General features: G+C 73.2%; 15 protein-coding genes, 1 pseudogene and 1 riboswitch. Of the genes and pseudogenes, 6 read left to right on the forward strand and 10 right to left on the reverse strand.

Going from position 1 to position 18,108, the window contains the following annotated elements; all coding sequences use genetic code 11:
* Window positions 1-2,118: sensor histidine kinase (locus B1205_RS09280; RefSeq protein WP_254909810.1), on the reverse strand; the 2,118-nt coding region annotated here is incomplete at its 3' end.
* 448 nt (window positions 2,119-2,566) lie between these two features.
* Here B1205_RS09280 and B1205_RS09285 point away from each other — a divergent pair.
* Entirely contained in the window at window positions 2,567-3,748 is a 1,182-nt protein-coding gene (locus tag B1205_RS09285; protein ID WP_089155227.1) for an ABC transporter substrate-binding protein, read from the forward strand.
* A 414-nt stretch (window positions 3,749-4,162) separates the two neighbouring features.
* Here the strand turns inward: B1205_RS09285 and B1205_RS09290 are convergent, their stop codons facing one another.
* Window positions 4,163-4,972, reverse strand: coding sequence for an ABC transporter permease (locus B1205_RS09290; RefSeq protein WP_254909829.1), 810 nt, complete (start codon window positions 4,970-4,972; stop codon window positions 4,163-4,165).
* 122 nt (window positions 4,973-5,094) lie between these two features.
* Window positions 5,095-6,129, reverse strand: coding sequence for an ABC transporter substrate-binding protein (locus B1205_RS09295; RefSeq protein WP_089155229.1), 1,035 nt, complete (start codon window positions 6,127-6,129; stop codon window positions 5,095-5,097).
* A gap of 286 nt (window positions 6,130-6,415) precedes the next feature.
* Between B1205_RS09295 and B1205_RS09300 the strand changes: the two genes are divergently transcribed.
* The 4 genes from B1205_RS09300 (at window position 6,416) to B1205_RS09320 (ending at window position 10,884) form a co-directional block, all read left to right on the forward strand.
* Window positions 6,416-7,204, forward strand: coding sequence for an ABC transporter ATP-binding protein (locus B1205_RS09300; protein WP_089155230.1), 789 nt, complete (start codon window positions 6,416-6,418; stop codon window positions 7,202-7,204).
* Window positions 7,205-7,206: 2 nt separating this feature from the next.
* Window positions 7,207-8,157 carry an LLM class F420-dependent oxidoreductase gene (locus B1205_RS09305; protein WP_089155231.1) on the forward strand — a complete coding sequence of 317 codons (951 nt, stop codon included), beginning with the start codon at window positions 7,207-7,209 and terminating at the stop codon, window positions 8,155-8,157.
* Window positions 8,154-8,450, forward strand: a complete 297-nt coding sequence (locus B1205_RS09310; protein WP_089155232.1) for a cupin — start codon at window positions 8,154-8,156, stop codon at window positions 8,448-8,450. The genes B1205_RS09305 and B1205_RS09310 overlap by 4 nt, the downstream gene beginning before the upstream one ends.
* A 775-nt stretch (window positions 8,451-9,225) precedes the next feature.
* Window positions 9,226-10,884, forward strand: a complete 1,659-nt coding sequence (locus B1205_RS09320) for a hypothetical protein (RefSeq protein WP_089155234.1) — start codon at window positions 9,226-9,228, stop codon at window positions 10,882-10,884.
* Window positions 10,885-11,155: 271 nt separating this feature from the next.
* On the opposite strand, the pseudogene thiC reads toward B1205_RS09320, so the two are convergent.
* From thiC to thiE, 7 genes and pseudogenes are all read right to left on the reverse strand, one after another.
* Window positions 11,156-12,684, reverse strand: a pseudogene (thiC, locus tag B1205_RS09325) (phosphomethylpyrimidine synthase ThiC).
* A 17-nt stretch (window positions 12,685-12,701) separates the two neighbouring features.
* On the reverse strand, window positions 12,702-13,490 hold the full coding sequence (thiD, locus tag B1205_RS09330; RefSeq protein ID WP_089155235.1) for a bifunctional hydroxymethylpyrimidine kinase/phosphomethylpyrimidine kinase: 789 nt from the start codon (window positions 13,488-13,490) through the stop codon (window positions 12,702-12,704).
* Window positions 13,487-14,107, reverse strand: coding sequence for a thiamine phosphate synthase (locus tag B1205_RS09335; RefSeq protein ID WP_089155236.1), 621 nt, complete (start codon window positions 14,105-14,107; stop codon window positions 13,487-13,489). Before B1205_RS09335 ends, thiD begins: the two co-directional genes overlap by 4 nt.
* A 56-nt stretch (window positions 14,108-14,163) precedes the next feature.
* On the reverse strand, window positions 14,164-14,943 hold the full coding sequence (locus B1205_RS09340) for a thiazole synthase (protein WP_089155237.1): 780 nt from the start codon (window positions 14,941-14,943) through the stop codon (window positions 14,164-14,166).
* Complete coding sequence (gene thiS / locus B1205_RS09345) at window positions 14,940-15,140, reverse strand: sulfur carrier protein ThiS (RefSeq protein ID WP_089155238.1); 201 nt, start codon at window positions 15,138-15,140, stop codon at window positions 14,940-14,942. Before thiS ends, B1205_RS09340 begins: the two co-directional genes overlap by 4 nt.
* A complete protein-coding gene (thiO, locus tag B1205_RS09350) occupies window positions 15,131-16,261 on the reverse strand; it encodes a glycine oxidase ThiO (RefSeq protein WP_176308503.1) in 1,131 nt (376 codons plus the stop codon). Before thiO ends, thiS begins: the two co-directional genes overlap by 10 nt.
* Window positions 16,255-16,881: a thiamine phosphate synthase gene (gene thiE / locus B1205_RS09355; RefSeq protein ID WP_089155240.1), complete on the reverse strand. Its 627-nt coding sequence runs from the start codon at window positions 16,879-16,881 to the stop codon at window positions 16,255-16,257. The genes thiO and thiE overlap by 7 nt, the downstream gene beginning before the upstream one ends.
* A riboswitch (TPP riboswitch) is annotated at window positions 16,876-16,987 on the reverse strand. Its footprint overlaps the gene before it by 6 nt.
* Window positions 16,988-17,104: 117 nt before the next feature.
* Here thiE and B1205_RS09360 point away from each other — a divergent pair.
* Window positions 17,105-18,043, forward strand: a complete 939-nt coding sequence (locus tag B1205_RS09360; RefSeq protein ID WP_089155241.1) for a DUF559 domain-containing protein — start codon at window positions 17,105-17,107, stop codon at window positions 18,041-18,043.
* Window positions 18,044-18,108: the final 65 nt, after the last annotated feature.

The raw sequence follows: 18,108 nt of genomic DNA on the forward strand, positions 1-18,108 counted from the left end.
GCCACGCCACTGGTCGGGCAGCGTCGCGGTGCCGGTACGGCCGGCGGCGGCCAGCCCGTCGGCGGCACCGACCTGGCTCAGCGGCGACGGCTCGACGGCGAGCGGCTGGCGCGGGCGGGTCAGCGGGGCCTGGCCCCGGTTGGCCGGCAGCACCACGGTGGGGTTCGGCAGGGTGACCTGGGCGACCGTGCCGCCCTCGACGTTGCGGCGCAGCTCCACCCGGATCCCGTAGCGGGAGGCGAGCCGGCTGACCACGGCCAGACCCATCAGCCGGAACGCGGCCACGTCGACCGTGGGCGGCGCGGCCAGGCGCCGGTTGAGCGAGTCGAGCTGGTCGTCGGTGAGGCCGAGACCCCGGTCCTCGATCTGGATCAGCACGTAGTCACGGATCCGACGGCCGTCGGCCACCACCACGGTGGTCGGCGGCGAGAACCGGGTGGCGTTGTCGAGCAGCTCCGCGACCAGCCGGACCACGTCGTTGACGGCGTGCGCGGCGACCGAGATGTCGGTGTCGACGGTGCCGAACTCGATCCGGTTGTAGAGCTCCACCTCCGACTGCGCGGCCCGCAGCACGTCGACCAGGAGCGCGTCGTCGCGGCGCGGCACGGCCGAGTCGGCACCGGCCAGGACCAGCAGGTTCTCGTCGTTGCGGCGCATCCGGGTGGCGAGGTGGTCCAACTCGAAGAGCTGGGCGAGCCGCTTCGGGTCCTCCTCACCGCGCTCGATCGCGTCCAGCTCGCCGATCATCCGGTCGACCAGGTTCTGCGAGCGGCGGGCCAGGTTGAGGAACATCGCCGAGACGCTGGTGCGCAGCGCGGCCTGCTCGGCCGCCACCCGCACCGCCTCCCGGTGGACCACGTTGAAGGCCACCGCCACCTGGCCGACCTCGTCGCGGTTGCTCAGCTTGATCGGGTCCCGCACCTGCTGGACGATCTCGTCCACGCCACCGTCACCGATCGCGTTGACGTTCTGCAACCGGCTCACCGCGTCGGGCAGGTCGTGGTTGGCCACCGAGAGCGCGCCCTCACGCAGCCGGCGCAGCGAGTCGTTGAGCGACCGGGCGAGCACCACCGCGAGCGTCACGGCGACGGCCAGGGTGAGGAGCACGAGCAGGCTCTCCACGATGGCCTGTCGGATCACGTCCGCGCGTACCGCGTCGGCGTCGGCGAGCAGCTCGTCGAGGAGCTGGATCTCCGCCCACCGCATCAGGTCGTCGACCGCGCCGATGGCGACGGACGCCTCGTCGCGGGTGACCAGCGCGGACCGGTTGACCGACCGGGACAGGTCGTTGGCGACCCGGTCGGCGAGCTGGACCGCGTCACCGGAGACGGTGCGGTCCACCAGGGCGCGCTGATCCGGTGCGGCGGCGCGGGAGAAGGCGAGCAGCGCTTCCTGCTGGCCGGTCAGCGTGGCGACGAAGGAGGAGAACTGCTCCTCGTCGATCCGGCCGCCGGAGGCGAGCGCGGTGAAGGCCACCGCCTGCTCCTCCTGCACCTCGGCCTTCGCCCGGGCGAACGCGGCGACCGCGCGGCGGGCGTCGGCGAGGCTCTCCGCACCGGGCTGCTGGGCCAGCGCGTCACCGTACGCGACCAGGTCGTCGAGGACGATCCCGTAGCGCAGGCTCGCCTCGGCCACCGGCATCTGGAGACGGTCCAGCACCTCCTGCCGGGTGCCGTTCAGGGTCTCCAGGTGGTCGTCGATGACCTTCAGCCGGTCCCGGATCGCGGCCGGCACGTCACCGAGCTGACCGCGCTCGTCCCGGTACGCCGCGATCCGCTCGTCGGTGCGCCGGACCTGGAGGTTGTAGGCGTCCGGCTTCTGGTTCGAATCGGCCAGGAAGGCGGTCGCCGACATCCGCTCCTTGTGCAGGTCCTGCGCGAGCGCCGAGACGTCCACCGAGACCGCGGTCAGCGCGCGGACCCGGTCCGCCTCGTAGGCACCCTGACCCACGGAGATGAGTCGGATTGTTGCCAGTGCGATGACAGCCGCCACCGGCACGACCAGGATGAGGGCGAGTTTGGAGCGGATCCGCGCGTCGCGCAGCCTCGGCAGACGCCGTCGCCGATTCCGCTCCTCGGCGTGGGGACTCCCGGGCAGGGTCGTCGGTCCGGTGCTCACGACATCGCCTCCGTCGTTTCTTCCACGCGCGACCCACTGACCCGTGCCTGGTGCAGCGGCCAGCGCCGCACGCGGCACGGCCGCGATTTCATCAGACGAGATCCTGTTTGGGAAGCCGCGGTGAGGCAGGAAACGGTCGGGGTCGACTCAACCCGTGACTCGGTCACCTAATACCTTCTTTTCTCCAACCCCCTGAACTGGGGATGTCACTCCAGAGTGGTCACGCGTATCTGATCAGTAATTGTCAGTTAACGTTTCGTGTCCCCACGATGTGGGATGAGCGTCCCGAAACGGCGTCCAACACCCGCGCTTGACCACAGGGCCCGGCATTGGCAAGGTTTTGCAGGCTTCGCGCACACCGTACGGCACACCAATCCCGTTCCTCCACTGAGGACGGACAAGTGGCGGTGATCGGGCGTCGTCCCGCGCCGCACCATGGAGGACTGAGTTGAGCCCCATCCGCTCCGCGAGCATCGCGGTGCTCGCATCGGCCGTGCTGGCCACCACGCTCACCGGCTGCGGGATCGGCGGGGAACCGCAGGACACCAGCCCGATCGTCATCGCAGCCGACCTCGAACTCTCCGGCGCCGGGGCACCCACCGGCGAGGTGTACCAACGGGCACTGAAACTGAAGGTGGAGCAGTTGAACTCCTCCGGCGCACTCGGCGGCCGGAAGGTCAAGCTCAGGGTGGAGGACAACCGCTCGGACGCCGCCGAATCGTTGCGTAACATCAACGACTTCGCCAACGACCCCCAGGTCACCGCTGTCCTCATCGGCGGTTGCAACGAATGCGCGGTCGGCGCGGCCCGGACCATTGGCGAGAAGAAGATTCCGACCATCGCGCTCGCTTCCGCCGGCGCGGTCACCGAGCCGGTGGACCAGCGCCGCTACGTCTTCAAGCTGGCCCCGAATGCGGCCGACAGCGCGGCGGCGCTCACCACCGAGCTGACCCGCCGCCAGATCCGCAAGGTCGCGGTGCTGCACAGCGGCGACGGGTACGGCCAGGAAGGACTCACCGCGCTGCGCCGTGAGTTCGGCAAGACGTCGGTGAAGCTGGTCGCCGCCGAGTCGGTGCGGACCACCGACACCGAGGTGAGCAATCAGATCAACGACCTGGTCGACAAGAAGCCGCAGGCCCTGATCCTCTGGACGCCCCCGGAGCAGGCGACGCTGGCGGCCACCACCGCCCGGCAGCGCAACTTCCGCGGATCGCTCTTCTTCGACGCCTCGGCCGCCGGCGAGCTGTTCCTCGGCCCGTCGGCCCGCTCCACCGAGCTGGCCACGCTGGTCTTCACGCAGACGATGGCGATCGACGACGTCATCGCCACCACCCCGGCCAAGGCGGCCCGGCGGCAGTGGTTCCAGGACTACACCGCCCGCTTCGGCGGATACAACGGCTTCTCCTCGTTCGCCGCCGACGCCGTGCAGCTCATTGTCGACGCCGAACTGCGCGCCGGCGGCGAGCCGGGGAAGGTCAATCGGGACGGCCTGCGCGACGTCCTGGAGACCTCGCAGCTCGATGGCCTTTCCGGCCCGATCCGGATGACTCCGGACAACCACTCCGGGTTGATGCCGCAGGCGTTGACGACGCTGGTGGCCCGGGGCGGGCGCTGGCGGATCGCCGGGTAGCGCTCGCCGGACGGGTCTGGACGGTCTGCCGGCGCGGTTCGCGCATCGTTCGACGCGTGCGCAGCCGCGCCCGCAGACGCTGGGTGCCTATCGTCGACGAGGCCGGGTGAATAGAAGCCCAACCTTGATGAATGTCAATGTCTCGATTAGGCTTCTGTTCGAGTCCGCGGGGGACAGATTCTGCACGGTGCCGCATTTCTTCCTCGTGGCTCAGTCGCGGAATCAGCCCTTTGGCGGCGGCTGGAACAGCCCCGCCATCACCACCTGAGGTAGCCGGCCTCGACGCCGTGCCGTGGCGACCGGTCCGGTGGGAGACGTCTGGTCGGATCAGGAGCTTGGCCACCGGTTCGTGGCTGGCGCTTCTGATCACGGTCCTGCCGTCTCCGCACCGGACCGGGCCCGGGCCCGTTGTGCTCAGCGGGCGGAGGTGGTGGCTCTCACCCAGGGGAGGGCCAGGCGTTCGATCAGGGTGAGGGCGGAGTAGAGCAGGATGCTCATCAGGGCGACCAGGACGATGGCGGCCCACGCCGTGGCGGTGTCACCGACGCCGTTGTACTGGAGGATCTGGTAGCCCAGGCCGGGTCGGTCCGAATAGAACTCGCCGATCACGGCCCCGATCGCGGCCAACGGCATGGCCACCTTGAGCCCGACGAAGATCTGCGGCAGGGCAGCCGGGAAGCGCACCTTGCGGAACGACTGCCACCAGGAGGCGTTGAGCGACCGGGCCAGTTCCGCCAGGTCCGCCGGGGTGGTGGTCAGACCGGTGGCGGTGGACAGCACGATCGGGAAGAAGCAGAGCAGGAACACCATGGTCAGGATGGGTTTCTGACCCCAGCCGACGGCCACCACGAGCAGCGGGCCGAAGGCGATCTTCGGAACCGCGTTCACCGCCACCAGCAGCGGGGCGAACATCCGCTCCACCCGACGGGACGCGGCCAGCGCCATCCCGATCAGCACCCCGGCGGCCGTCGAGAGCAGGAAGCCGAGCAGGGTCATCCAGGTGGTGATGCCGAGCGCGGGCAGCAGCACGCCGGTGGTGTTGCTCAGCGAGCGGGCCACCGCCTGCGGCGGCGGCAACGCGGCCGGGTGCACCAGGCTCAGCCCCGAGGTGACCAGCCACCAGGCGCCCACCGCGACGACCAGCCCCAGCGCCGGCAACCCGACCGCGGCCGGATGTACGGTCGGGCCGCGCCGGGCCCGCGTGACCCGGGCCGGCTCCGGCAGGGCCTCGGTCAACTGCGTCAACGTGTCCTCCTCTCTCGGCCGGTCAGGACGACCGGCACGCGAAGGGGGTGCGCCCCACCGGGTGTCCGGCGGGTCGCACCCCCGTGTCCCGAGCCGGCCGGTCAGGCCTTCGGCGCGAGGTCGAAGTTGATGATCTGGTCCGGGGTGAGGTTCTGCTTGAGCGCGCCCGCGCCCTGCAGCAGCGCGATGCTCTTGGCCACCCGGCCGCTGTCCAGCGTGCCGATCGCGGTACCGGAGTTGCTCGACCGGACGTACGCGGCCATCAGCTGCAACTCGGCGGCGGACGCGGCCGTGTTGGCCACGGCCGGGACGTTCTTCTTCAGGATCTCGGCCGCCTCGTCCGGGTGCTCCAGCGAGTACTCCAGGCCCTTGAGCAGCGCGGTGGTGAACTTCTTCACCATCTCCGGCTTCTCCTTGGCGATCTTGCTGGAGGTGATCAGCGCGTTGCCGTAGAGGTCCTGCATGACGTTGCTGTACGGCAGCACGACCGGCTTCTTCTTGGCCACCGCCTCCACGGTGGGCTGGCCGACCACGAACTGGCCGATGCCGTCGACCGTGCCCGAGCCGAGCATGCCGATCAGGCCCTGGGCCTCACCGTTGACCCAGGTCACCTTGCTGTTGTCGATGCCGGCCAGCCGGGCGTACGTGGGGAAGAGGTTGCGCACGACGGAGGTGGGGGTGTCGGCGAGCTTCTTGCCCTCAAGGTCCTTCGGGGTCGCGATGTTCTTGCCCTCGACCGTGACGATCGCGGCCATGGTGCGCTGCTGGATCGCGGCCACCGCGACGAAGTCCTTGGCCTGGCCGTTGCCGAGCTGGAGGATGCCACCGGTCAGGTCGATCGGGCCGAAGTCGGCCTGGCCGCCGGTGATGGTCTGGATGACGGAGCCGGTGCCCTGGCCGGGCTTGATGTCGACGTCGAAGCCGGCCTCCTTGAAGAAGCCCTTGTCCTTCGCCACCCAGGCGTAGGAGTCACGGCCGAAGTTGCCGAACGAGGTGAGGTAGGTCACCTTCTCCGACGCCGCGCCGTTGCCGCCGCTGCCACCCTCGGACTTGTCCGAGTCGCTACTGCAGCCACCGACCAGGGCGAGGGCGGTGGCCAGCGCCGCGGCGGCGACCGTACGGGTCAGCCTTCTCATCAGTGCACCATGTCCTTTCCGACCGAGAGATCTTCACCGGTCGGGTCGTGGGTCCGACGGGGTCGGCAGGGGGGTCGGCCGACTGGACCGTCGTGAGGGGACTCTTCGCGCGCAACAGAGTACGAGAAGGCTGATGACGCGCCGCAACCGTCCGGGTTGCGGAAAGGAAACAAAGTGGTGTTGGGCAGGGCCCGCGGACGTCCACCCCCGACGGTGCTATCAGCACCAACCCAGCTACGCTAGCCCAGCTCACGTTCGGGACGACGGTGGAAGGGAGTCGGCGGAGATGATCCGACTGTCCGGGGTGTCCCGCACCTTCGACGGCCGCTCGGGGCGGGTGGAGGCGTTACGCAACGTCGACCTCGACGTCGCCGAGGGTGAGTTCGTCGCCATCCTCGGTCGATCCGGCTGCGGCAAGTCCACGCTGCTGCGCATGATCGCCGGGCTGCTGCCGGTCACCGCCGGCGAGATCACCGTGGCCGGCACGCCGATCACGAAGCCACGCCGGGACGTCGCCATGCTGTTCCAGCGGCCGGCGCTGCTGCCCTGGCGCACGGTGCTCGACAACGTCCTGCTGCCGGTGGAGATCTTCGGCTGGAGCCGGGCGAAACACCGCGACCGGGCCCGCGAGCTGCTGGAGGTGGCCGGGCTCGGCGGCTTCGACAAGCGCCTGCCGCACGAACTCTCCGGCGGCATGCAGCAGCGCGTCTCGCTCTGCCGGTCCCTGATCGGCTCGCCCCGGGTGATGCTGATGGACGAGCCGTTCTCCGCGCTCGACGCGCTCACCCGGGAGGAACTCTCCGGTGAGTTGCAGCGGGTGCACATGGACACCAAGGCCACCATCGTCTTCGTCACCCACTCGATCGACGAGGCGGTGCTGCTCGCCGACCGGGTCGTCGTGCTCAGCCCGCGTCCCGGCCGGATCCGCAAGGTGGTCGAGGTGACCGTGCCCCGGCCCCGCACGCTGGGCCGCCACGCGCACCTGGCCGACGTCGCACGAATCAGCGCCGAGCTGCACGAACTGCTGATGGAGCGGGACGCCCCGGCCGTACCCGCGTCGGCCGGAGGACAGTGACCATGCGGGTGTCGGTCTTCACCGAACCGCACCGCGGCGCGGACTACGACGACCAGCTCCGGTTTGCCCGGCTGGTCGAGGAGACCGGCTTCGAGGGCTTCTTCCGGGCCGACCACTACCGGTCGATGGGGGACGAGCCGGCGCTGCCCGGCCCCACCGACGCCTGGCTGACGCTGGCCGCGCTGGCCCGGGAGACCTCCCGGATCCGGCTCGGCACGCTGGTCACCTCCGCCACCTTCCGACTCCCCGGGCCGCTGGCCGTCATGGTCGCCCAGGTCGACCGGATGAGCGGCGGCCGGGTCGAGCTGGGCATCGGCGCCGGCTGGTTCGAGCGTGAACACACCGCGTACGGGATCCCGTTCCCGCCCGTCACCGAGCGCTTCGACCGGCTGGCCGAGCAACTGGAGATCGTCACCGGGTTGTGGCGCACCCCCGACGGCGAGACGTACAGCTACACCGGCGAGCACTACCGGCTGGTCGACGCGCCCGCGCTGCCCAAGCCGGTGCAGCGCCCCGGCCCGCCGCTGATCGTCGGCGGCAAGGGCCCGAAGCGGACGCCCGAGCTGGCCGCCCGGTACGCCGACGAGTTCAACATGCCGTTCAAGAACGTCGCCGAGACGGCCGCCGCGTACGAGCGGGTCCGCGAGGCCTGCGACCGCATGGGGCGCGACGCCTCCGGGCGTCCGCCGCTGACGCTCTCCGCCGGGATCGTGGTGGCGATCGGCCGCACCGACGCGGAGGCACGGCGGCGGGCCGCGCCGCTGCACGTCACCAGCGCCCTGCCGCCGGAGGACCCGGTGGTCGGCTCCCCCGCCCAACTCGTCGACCGGCTCGGCGAGTTCGCCGCCATCGGGACCACCCGGGTGCACCTGCGACTGATCGACTTCGACGACCTGGACCATGTGGAGCTGATCGCCGCCGAGGTGCTCCCCCAACTGGACGGAACCCGATGACCGACCTCGAACTCGGCCCGGTGGGTCAGGAGATCGTCTACGAGAACGACCGGGTACGCGTCTGGCACATCCGGCTGGAGCCGGGTGAGCGGCAGCCGCTGCACCGGCACGACCACCCGTACCTGGTGGTGGCGATCGAGGGCGCGAAGAACGTGGTGCAGACGATCGACGGCACCACGATCGACGCCGACGAGCCCACCGGCGGGGTGGTCTACCGCGACCCCGGGGCGGTGCACATGCTGACCAACGTCGGCGACACCACCTACCTCGCCCGCCTGGTCGAGCTGAAGTAGCCACGCCGATCGGTTCGCCGCGCCGCGCGGCGGCAAGGTGGCGATCCACGGCACCGGGCCGTAACGTGCCCGACATGGCCTTTCGGACGTGGGGCAGGCTGCTGCTCACGGCGCTCGGGGTGAGCGTGCTGGCCGGTGCCGGCCAGCTCGGCATCGCGTACGGCTTCGGCGTCGTCCGCCTCGACGGCGCGTTCGTCGACGCCTCGGTCAACCGGTGGCCCGCCCAGCTCGCCTGGGTGGCCTGGTTCGCCGCGGTCGCCACCGTCGCCGGGGCCGTCCTCACCGCTCGCCTCGCCCGCCGGGACGCCCCTGCCGGCGGCACCACCGAGCTGCTCGCCGTCGCCGGCGTCAGCGCGCTGGGCGCGATCGTGGTCGCCCCGCTCTGCATGCAACCGGCCCGCGCCGCCGAGCTGGGCGGCTCCGTCGACCCGGCGTGGGCCGCCGGCATCTGCGCCGCCCTGGGTGCCGTGGTGGGGGCCGGCGCGGCGATCGCCGTGCTGCTCAGGCCGCCGTTCGGCTGGGGGGTCGCGCTCATCGCCGGGATCGTCTGGCTGCTGGCCCTGATCTCCGCCGCACCGACGATCGTCGGCAACCACCCGCTGGCCACCGTACGCCTCGGCGTCCTCGAACCGTCCTGGCTGGACGCCGCATCCGCGCAACGCCTGGCCATGCTGCTGCTGCCCACACTGGCCCTGCTCGCGGGCGGCGCGGTCGGCGCGCTGGCCCGCCGCGCCGGGCACCCGCCGCTGGTCGGCGGTGCGGCCGGCGCGGCCNGGTGCTGGTCGCCTTCGCCTACCTGACCGCGGGTCCGGGCACGGCAACCGACCGCTACCAGCTCGCGCCCTACTACGGCGCACTGATCGCGGTCGCCGCCGGCGCACTCGGCTCGACCGCCACCACGGTGCTGCCCCGCCCCGCCGCCGGTGACGCCGACGCCGTCGAGCCCACCGACATCCTCGCGCCGCTGCCCACCGGGGTGGTGGTTGCCTCGGCCGGCGGCGACGTGACCCCGACCTCGTCCGGTGCGCCGGCCCCCGCGCACTGGGACTGGCCGGAGGCCGGCGGGTCTTCCGGCGGGCCGACCGGGCCTCGGCACGTCGCCCCCGCCTCGACGCTCGCTGCCCCGCAGACCGACCGGTCGACACCCCCACCGGCCGACGTCGAGCAGGCCCACCAACCGGCACCGACCGCCACGCATCTTGACCAACCGGCACCGGCCGCCGCGCAGCCCGACCCATCGCCACCGACCGCCACGCAGCCCGACCCAGCACCGACTGCCAGGCAGGCCGATCAACCGGCATCGACCGCCGCGCGTCCCGACCGACCGACGCCGCCGGCCGCCGGGCCGGACGACGAGGGCCTGACCCGTGGCCTGCCGCTGCCGGGCCTGTTGCCGCCGGGTCGGCGGACGTCGGCCATCGACGTCCTGGCCGCCGGCCGACCCGGCCCACAGCCGCCGACCGCGCCCTCGGCCTCCGTTACCCCGTCGCCGGTCACCCCGTCGCCGGTCACTCCGCCGCCCGTCGCCCCACCGGCCGTCGCCCCACCGGCCGTCAGCCCATCGCCGGTGGCGCCACCGCCGGCCGCGCCGCCCGTCGGGACCGCCACGGCCGGCGCGGCCGTACCGGCACCGGACGAGGCCGTCGCGCCGGCCGAGCCGTCGATCCCGGTGCCGAAACCGGCCCGTCGCCCGCGCAGCTTCTTCTTCGCCCCCGAGCCGACCGACAGCCCCGCCCCGCCCACGTCGCCCCGGCCGCGGTTCCCGATCTTCGACGACGTGACCGAGCGACCGGGCGACGTGCGGCCCGCCTGGCCGATTCCCCCGGCGGCGAGCCGCCCGAACCGCCCGTCCGACGCCGGCGCACCGGGCCAACCGTCGACCGCACCGACCCGACCGTCGACGGCAGGCAAGCCGTCGACCGCACCGGGCGACCCGGTCGCGCCGGCCGTCGCGCCGGTCGAGGCGGTCACCGGCCCCGACGGTGACGACGCCACCGTCCAAGCGGAGAGGGCCCCTCGCCCGCGCCACCCCGGTCTGCCCGACCCGGGACGCAGCCCGGGATGGGAGGCTCTGGCCACCAACGCCCAGCCCGCCGGCCGGACCGACGCCGGGATGAACGTGCCAGCTCAGGACCGTACCGGGGACGGACCGGCGGCGACGGACGCGACCATGGCGGGCGCTCCGGACCCGGGTGCGGCCCCGCGGCGGCCTGCCGGGGCGGACGACGCCGAGGCCAGCGGCGGGAAGTCGAAGGTCCGGCGCGGCTTGTTCCGACGCAATCGGGACCGGAGCGGGTCGGAGCCGACCGGCGACGCGGTCGAGCCGGGCGCCACCCCGGACGAGGAGTACGTCGACTGGGTCGCCGGTCTCGCCGCCGACGACAACGCCGACGATGCCCGCTCCCTGCGCACCGGCCGACACCACCGCGACTGAGCCCTCGGAGATCTCGTCAGGATCTGCGTGGGTCCTGGCGAGTGGGACCGTGCTCTCGACGGGTGGGATGGGTGAGCGACGGCGTCGCCAGTTCGGTGAAGTGGCGGCATCGTCCTGTCGGGAAGGCGCCACTTCGGCGAACCGGTGTGGATCTTGCCGCTGGGGCGATCAGGGCCGGTCTTCCGGCGCGTCGAGGACGGCAGGGTCCGAGATCTTGGTACGGGAGCGCCCTTCCGGGGGCCGTCCCGTACCAAGATCTGACGAACCTGGCTCAGGCCAGGGGCAGGTAGACCCGGGAGCCGCCGGCGACGAACTCCTCGGACTTGCCGCGCATGCCGCGCGCCGCGTAGTCCTTCAGCTCCTGCGTGATCTTCATGGAGCAGAACTTCGGCCCGCACATCGAGCAGAAGTGTGCCGTCTTCGCCGGTTCGGCCGGCAGCGTCGCGTCGTGGTACGCCCGCGCCGTCTCCGGGTCGAGCGCCAGGTTGAACTGGTCGGACCAGCGGAACTCGAACCGCGCCTTCGACAACGCGTCGTCCCACGCCTGCGCGCCGGGGTGCCCCTTGGCCAGGTCGGCGGCGTGCGCCGCGATCTTGTACGCGATCACGCCGGCCTTCACGTCGTCCCGGTCCGGCAGCCCGAGGTGCTCCTTCGGCGTGACGTAGCAGAGCATCGCGGTGCCGAACATGCCGATCATCGCCGCACCGATCGCGGAGGTGATGTGGTCGTACGCGGGCGCGACGTCGGTGGTCAGCGGACCGAGCGTGTAGAACGGCGCCTCGTGGCACCACTCCTGCTGGAGGTCCACATTCTCCTTGATCTTGTGCATCGGCACATGCCCCGGGCCCTCGATCATCACCTGGACGTCGTACTCCCAGGCCACCTTCGTCAGCTCGCCGAGCGTGCGCAGCTCGGCGAACTGCGCCTCGTCGTTGGCGTCCGCGATCGAGCCGGGCCGCAGGCCGTCGCCCAGCGAGAAGGTGACGTCGTACCTCGCGAGCAGCTCACACAGCTCCCGGAAGTTGGTGTAGAGGAAGTTCTCCTCGTGGTGCGCCAGGCACCAGGCGGCCATGANGGCAGCAGCACGCCGGCGTGCACGGTCATGTAGTCGACGCCCTGCTCCGCCTGCTCGATCACGGTCTCGCGGAACACCTCCCAGCTCAGCTTCACCGGGTCGCCGCCGACCTTCTCCAGCGCCTGGTAGATCGGCACGGTGCCGATCGGCACCGGCGCGTTGCGCACGATCGCCTCCCGGGTCTCGTGGATCCGCTTGCCGGTGGACAGGTCCATCACGGTGTCCGCGCCCCACCGGGTCGCCCAGGTGAGCTTCTCCACCTCCTCGGCCACCGAGGAGGTCACCGCCGAGGTGCCGATGTTGGCGTTCACCTTCACCAGGAACGCCTTGCCGATGATCGCCGGCTCGCACTCCGGGTGGTTGACGTTGAGCGGCAGCACCGCCCGGCCGGCGGCGATCTCGTCCCGGACGAACTCCGGCGTGACGCCCTCCCGGATCGCCACGAACTCCATCTCCGGCGTGACGGTCCCGGCCCGGGCGTACGCGAGCTGAGTCGGCCGGGTCCCCGCCAGCGGCGTGCCGGGGCCGCGCACCGGCGCGACGTCCCCACGCTCGGCGATCCACGGCCCGCGCAGCGCGGGCAGCCCCACCTCCGGGTCGGAGCCGGGCCCGGAGGTGTCGTAGAGCCGCACCGGCGGGTTGTCCCCGGTCAACGTGACCTCGGCGAACGGCACCCGGACGTCCGGTCGGGACCCTTCCACGTACACCTTGCGACGTGCCTGCATGACAGCCTCCCTGTCGCTCAAGCGGACCAGCCGAAGTGGTCCAGCGGGCCGCGTCCCGCGCCCAGCTCCCAGCCCCGCGCACCGGTCAGCGCGCGGGTGACGTACTCCTTGGCGGCCTGCACCGCGACCGGCACCGCGTCGCCGGCGGCCAGCCGGACCGCGACGGCGGCCGCGAACGAGCAGCCGGTGCCGTGGTTGTGCCGGGTGTCCACCCGGGTCGCGCGCAGCAGCCGCGTCGTCCCGCCGCCGGCCAGCACGTCCACCGACTCGCCGGCCGCGTCCACGTCGCCGCCGGTCACCACCACGAACGCCGGTCCGCGCGCGGCCAGCGTCTCGGCCGCCGCGACCATCTCCTCGACCGTGTCCACCCCGCGTCCGGTGAGGGCCGCGGCCTCCGCGCAGTTCGGCGTCGCCACCTCGGCGTACGGCAGCAGCCGCTCGACCGCCTCCACCACGCCGAGCCGGTGCCCGCTGGTGGCGACCAGCACCGGGTCGACGACGAGCCGGGGCAGCCGCCCGGACCGGGCCGCCTCGGCCACCACGTCGGCGACCGCCGGTGAGCCGAGCATCCCGGTCTTCACCGCGCGTACCTCGAAGTCGCCGAGCACGCTGTCGAGCTGGTCCCGCACGGTCTGCGGGGGCAGCGGCAGGACGGCGTCCACGCCCCGGGTGTTCTGCGCGGTGACCGCCGTGAGCACACTCGTCCCGTACGCCCCGAGCGCGGCGAACGTCTTCAGGTCCGCTTGGATGCCGGCGCCGCCGCCGGAGTCTGATCCCGCAATGGTGAGGGCTACCTGTGGCGTCACTGTTTTCCTTCATCGGTGCGGTGGAAGGCCCTGCCCAGCGTGGTGGCGGCGGCTCTCGGGTCGGGGGCGCGCATGATCGCGCCGAGCACGGCGACGCCGGCCGCGCCCGCGTCGACGCACGCCCGCACCTGGTCCGGGGTCTCGATGCCGCCGAGTGCGAGCACCGGCATCGGGCTGGCCGCGATCAGCTCACGCAACCCGTCCGGGCCGAGCGCCGGGCCGTAGCCGGGCTTCGTCCGGGTGGGGTGGACCGGTGACAGCGTCGCGTAGTGCTCGGTGGTGAGTCGGGCCAGCTCGGCGACGTCGTGGCAGGAGCGGCCGACCAGTTCGACCGGCGGCGGCGGGTACGGGCCGGCGGCGGGCAGGTGCACGGCGTCCCCGTCGAGCGGGTCCGGCCCGGCGACGATGAGCGCGCCGCCGACCTCGGCGAGGATCGCGCGCAGCTCGACGGCGAGCGCGAGGCGTTCCGCGCGGGGCAGGTCCTTCTCCCGCAGCACCACCCAGCGCACTCCCCCACCGACGGCCCCCGCCACCACGTCGACGAGCGCCTCCCGAGCCAGCCGCCGATCCGTCAGCAGCACCAGCCCGCTCGGGCAACGCGCGACCTCGGTACGCACCCGCCCCGGAGGGGGCGGATCGCCCTGCGCGGGCGCGTCGACGGCAAGGGGGCCGGTCACAGCTCGGGCCGCCCCTCGTCCGGGGTGGACGCGAGCGCGTGGGAGCGGCGGGGGATGCGGCCGGCGTGGTGGGCCAGGTGGCCGGCCTCGACGGCGTGCCGCATCGCGGTGGCCATCGCCACCGGGTCGGCGGCCCGGGTGACGGCGCTGGCCAGCAACACCGCGTCGCAGCCCAGCTCCATCGCGAGCGCGGCGTCGGAGGCGGTGCCGATGCCGGCGTCGAGGATCACCGGCACGTCCACGGCCTGCCGGATCAGCCGGATGTGGTGCGGGTTGCCGATGCCCAGGCCGGAACCGATCGGCGAGCCGGCCGGCATCACCGCCGCGCAGCCCACGTCGGCCAGCCGCCGGGCCAGCACCGGATCGTCCGAGGTGTACGGCAGCACGGTGAACCCGTCGTCGACCAGCTCCTCGGCGGCGCGCAGCAGCTCCACCCCGTCGGGCAGCAGCGTGCGCTCGTCGCCGATCACCTCCAGCTTCACCCAGTCGGTGTCGAACGCCTCCCGGGCGAGGTGCGCCGTCTTCACCGCCTCCACCGCCGTCCGGCAGCCGGCCGTGTTCGGCAGCAGCCGTACGCCGCACCGGTCCAGCACGTCGAGCAGCCCGCCCGGCCCGGCCGGCGTGGTGTCCACCCGGCGCAGCGCCAGCGTCACCAGCTCGGTGCCGGAGGCCCGGATCGCCGACTCCAACACCTGCGGGCTGGCCGCGCCGCCGGTGCCGAGCACCAGCCGGGAGCCGAACGTCACGCCACCGATCTCCAGGGACACGCCGCTCACCCGCCCTGCGCGGCGCTGAGCACCTCGACCCGGTCGCCGTCGCGCAGCACGCTCGCCGACCAACCGCCGCGCGGCACCACCTCGCCGTTGACCGCGACCGCGAGGCCGCGCTGCTGCCCGGTGACCGTGCGGACCACCTCGGCCACCGTGACGCCGTCGGGCAGCGTCCGCCCCGCGCCGTTGACGATCAGTTCCATCGGGGCTCCTTCGGAAACCGGTCGGGGGTGAAGGGGGCGAGCGCCGGATCCGGCTCGCCGGTGACGATCAGCTCGGTGACCAGGTCGGCGGTGACCGGGGTGAGCACGATGCCGTGCCGGTGGTGCCCGGTGGCGACGACCACGTCGGGTCGGCCGGGCAGCGTCCCGAGGATCGGTGCGTTGTCCGGCGTACCCGGACGCAACCCGGCGACGGCCTCCACCAGCTCGTACTCGGTCAACTCCGGGACCAGCTCGACGGCGGCGCGGAGCAGCCGCAGCACCCCGCCGGCGGTCACCTCGGTGTCCGCGCGTTCCTCCACGGTCGCCCCGACCACGACCTCGCCGCTGTCGCGGGGCACCAGGTAGACGGACTCGCCGTCGGCGTACCCCCGGATCACGTGCCGGAAGCCCGGCGGGCCGCCACCGGGCGCGCGGAGCCGGAGCACCTGGCCCTTCACCGGCCGGACCGGCAGCCCCGTCAGGGCGGCCGCGCCGCAGCCGGCCGCGACCACGGTAATCCGCGCGTCCACCTCGGACAGCGCACCGACCCGCGCCGGCCGGAACACCACGCCGGCCCGCTCCGCGGCGATGCGCAGCGCGGCGACCAGCCGCCGCGGGTCGACCTGGTGGTCGCCGGCCGCGACCGCGCCGCCGCGCACCCGGGGCGCCAACGCCGGCTCGCGGTCGCGCAGCGCCGACGGGCGCAGCGGCGTGATCGGCAGTCCCAACCCCTGCTGGTACGCCCACAGCCGCCGCGCCTCGGTCAGGTCGTCGGCGGTGAGCCCGACCACCAGCGTGCCCTCGGTGCGGTGGCCCAGGTCGACGCCGCTCGCCTCGGCCAGCTCGGCGGCGAAGCCGGGCCAGCGGGCCGCGGACTCGACGAGCAGCGCGGTCAGCTCGTGCTCACCGAAGTACGCCTCGGCGACCGGGGCGAGCATCCCGGCGGCCACCGCCGACGCCCCCGACCCGGGCCGGTCGTCGTACACCACCACGCGCAGCCCACGCCGCGCGCACCGCCACGCCACCGCCAACCCCACCGGCCCCGCCCCCACCACCCCCACCTCGGTAAGGAGGGGCCCCTTGTTAACGCTTCCGGTATAGGAAGGGGCCCCGCTTAACACGTCAGCGCCCGCAGCAGCCCGGCGGTGGCGTGCGCGGGATCGGCGGCGGCGGAGAGCGCGCCGACCACCGCCACCCCGTACGCCCCGGCCGCCCGCAACGCCGGCACCGCCTCGGCGGTCACCCCGCCGATGGCGATCACCGGCACGGTCACCGCCCCGGTGACGGCGCGTACCCCGTCCGCGCCGATCGGCGCGGGCAGGCCGGCCTTGGTGGTGGTGGCGTGGCACGGGCCGACGCCGAGGTAGCTCGCGCCGGCGGCAATGGCGGCCCGAGCGGTGTCCGGCGCCCGGGCCGTCGCGCCGAGCACGGCGTCGACGCCGAGCACGCGACGGGCGGCGGCCACCGGCAGGTCGTCCGCGCCGACGTGACCACCGGCCGCGCCCACCGCCAGCGCCACATGCAGCCGGTCGTTGACCAGGCAGGACGCCCCGTACGGCCGGCACGCCTCCACCACCCGACAGGCCAGCTCGTACGCCTCGCGGTCGGTGGCGTCGTCCTTCACCCGGACCTGCACGACCAGTTCGGCGCGGGCCACCGGCAGGGCGGCACGCAGCACGGCGAGCGGGTTCCGCCCCGGTCGGGTGTCGGTGATCAGATGCAGTCGTCCCAGGGACGGCATGGCAACGCTCCTCCCTGCGCCGGCATTACCCGGATCAGGTTCGACGGTCGGGGGCTGTCAGCCCCCCTCTCAGCCCGGTCCACACCGGGCTCCCGTGGGTCACTTGCGGCTACCGTACGACGCCTCCCCGCCGTACGGAAGACCTGGTGACGTTCGTCCCAGGACCAGACCATTCGACGGATCGGGACAGCGGATGACCGTCGGGTCGCGACACGCTGCGTGGATGTCGAGCCCTGCATCCGTCCCGCGTCGCCTGTCCGCGTTGCCGTTTCGCGGCAGCCGCGCCGTCGATCAAGGGCTGCTCACCTGGGAGATGCTGCGCGGCCCGACGTGGGTGCGCCTGCTGCCGGACGTGTACGTGCACCGGGACGCCCACCGCGCCGACGACCATCGGATGTGGTGTGAGGCAGTCGCGTTGCGGCTGCCCGCGGGCGCGGCCGTGGCCGGTCGCAGCGCCGCCTGGCTGTTCGGCGTGGACCTGCTCGCCCCGCACATCCCGCAGGCCGGGCACGTCCCGCAGGCCGCGGTGAGCGTGCTGTTGCCGGCCGCCGCCCGGCTGCGTCCGCATCCCCGGCTGCTGGTCGTCCGGTCGCCGCTGCCCGAGCGGGATCGCACATGCTTCGGAGGGCTGCCGGTCACCACCCCCCTGCGCACCGCGTTCGACCTGGGCCGGCGGGGTTCCCGTACGGAGGCCCTGGTCGCCGTGGAGGCGCTGCTGCGTCGTCGGTCAGTGACGCTGCCCGCTCTGCGCGACTATGCCGCGACGCGTTCCGGCTGGCCGGGCGTGCCGCTGCTGCGCGAGGTGCTGGCCCTGGCCGAGCCGCTGAGCGAGTCTCCGATGGAGACGCGGCTCCGGCTGCTCCTCCTCGACGCCGGCCTCGGCCCGCTCACCGCCCAACACGAGGTACGCGCGGGCGGACGCTTCGTGGCCCGGGTCGACCTGGCCTGGCCGGAGCTGCGCATCGCGGTCGAGTACGACGGCGACCACCACCGCGAACGGGTCCACTTCCGCCGAGACGTGGCGCGCCTGAACGCGCTGCGTGCAGCCGGCTGGGTTGTGCTCCGGTTCACCGCTGACGACGTGTTACGCCGCCCCGAGGCCACCATCGCCCTGGTCCGCCAGGCCGTCGCCGAACGCCGCGCCACCGCACCGCCCCGCTGACCCGTGGCCCCACCCCATCGGCCCTCGCCACCCGCCTCGCCCGCACCCACAAAAAGCGCGCCCTC

Origin of the sequence: Micromonospora sp. NBS 11-29, assembly GCF_002140155.1 — a bacterium.
In the GTDB taxonomy this organism is placed as follows: domain Bacteria; phylum Actinomycetota; class Actinomycetes; order Mycobacteriales; family Micromonosporaceae; genus Micromonospora.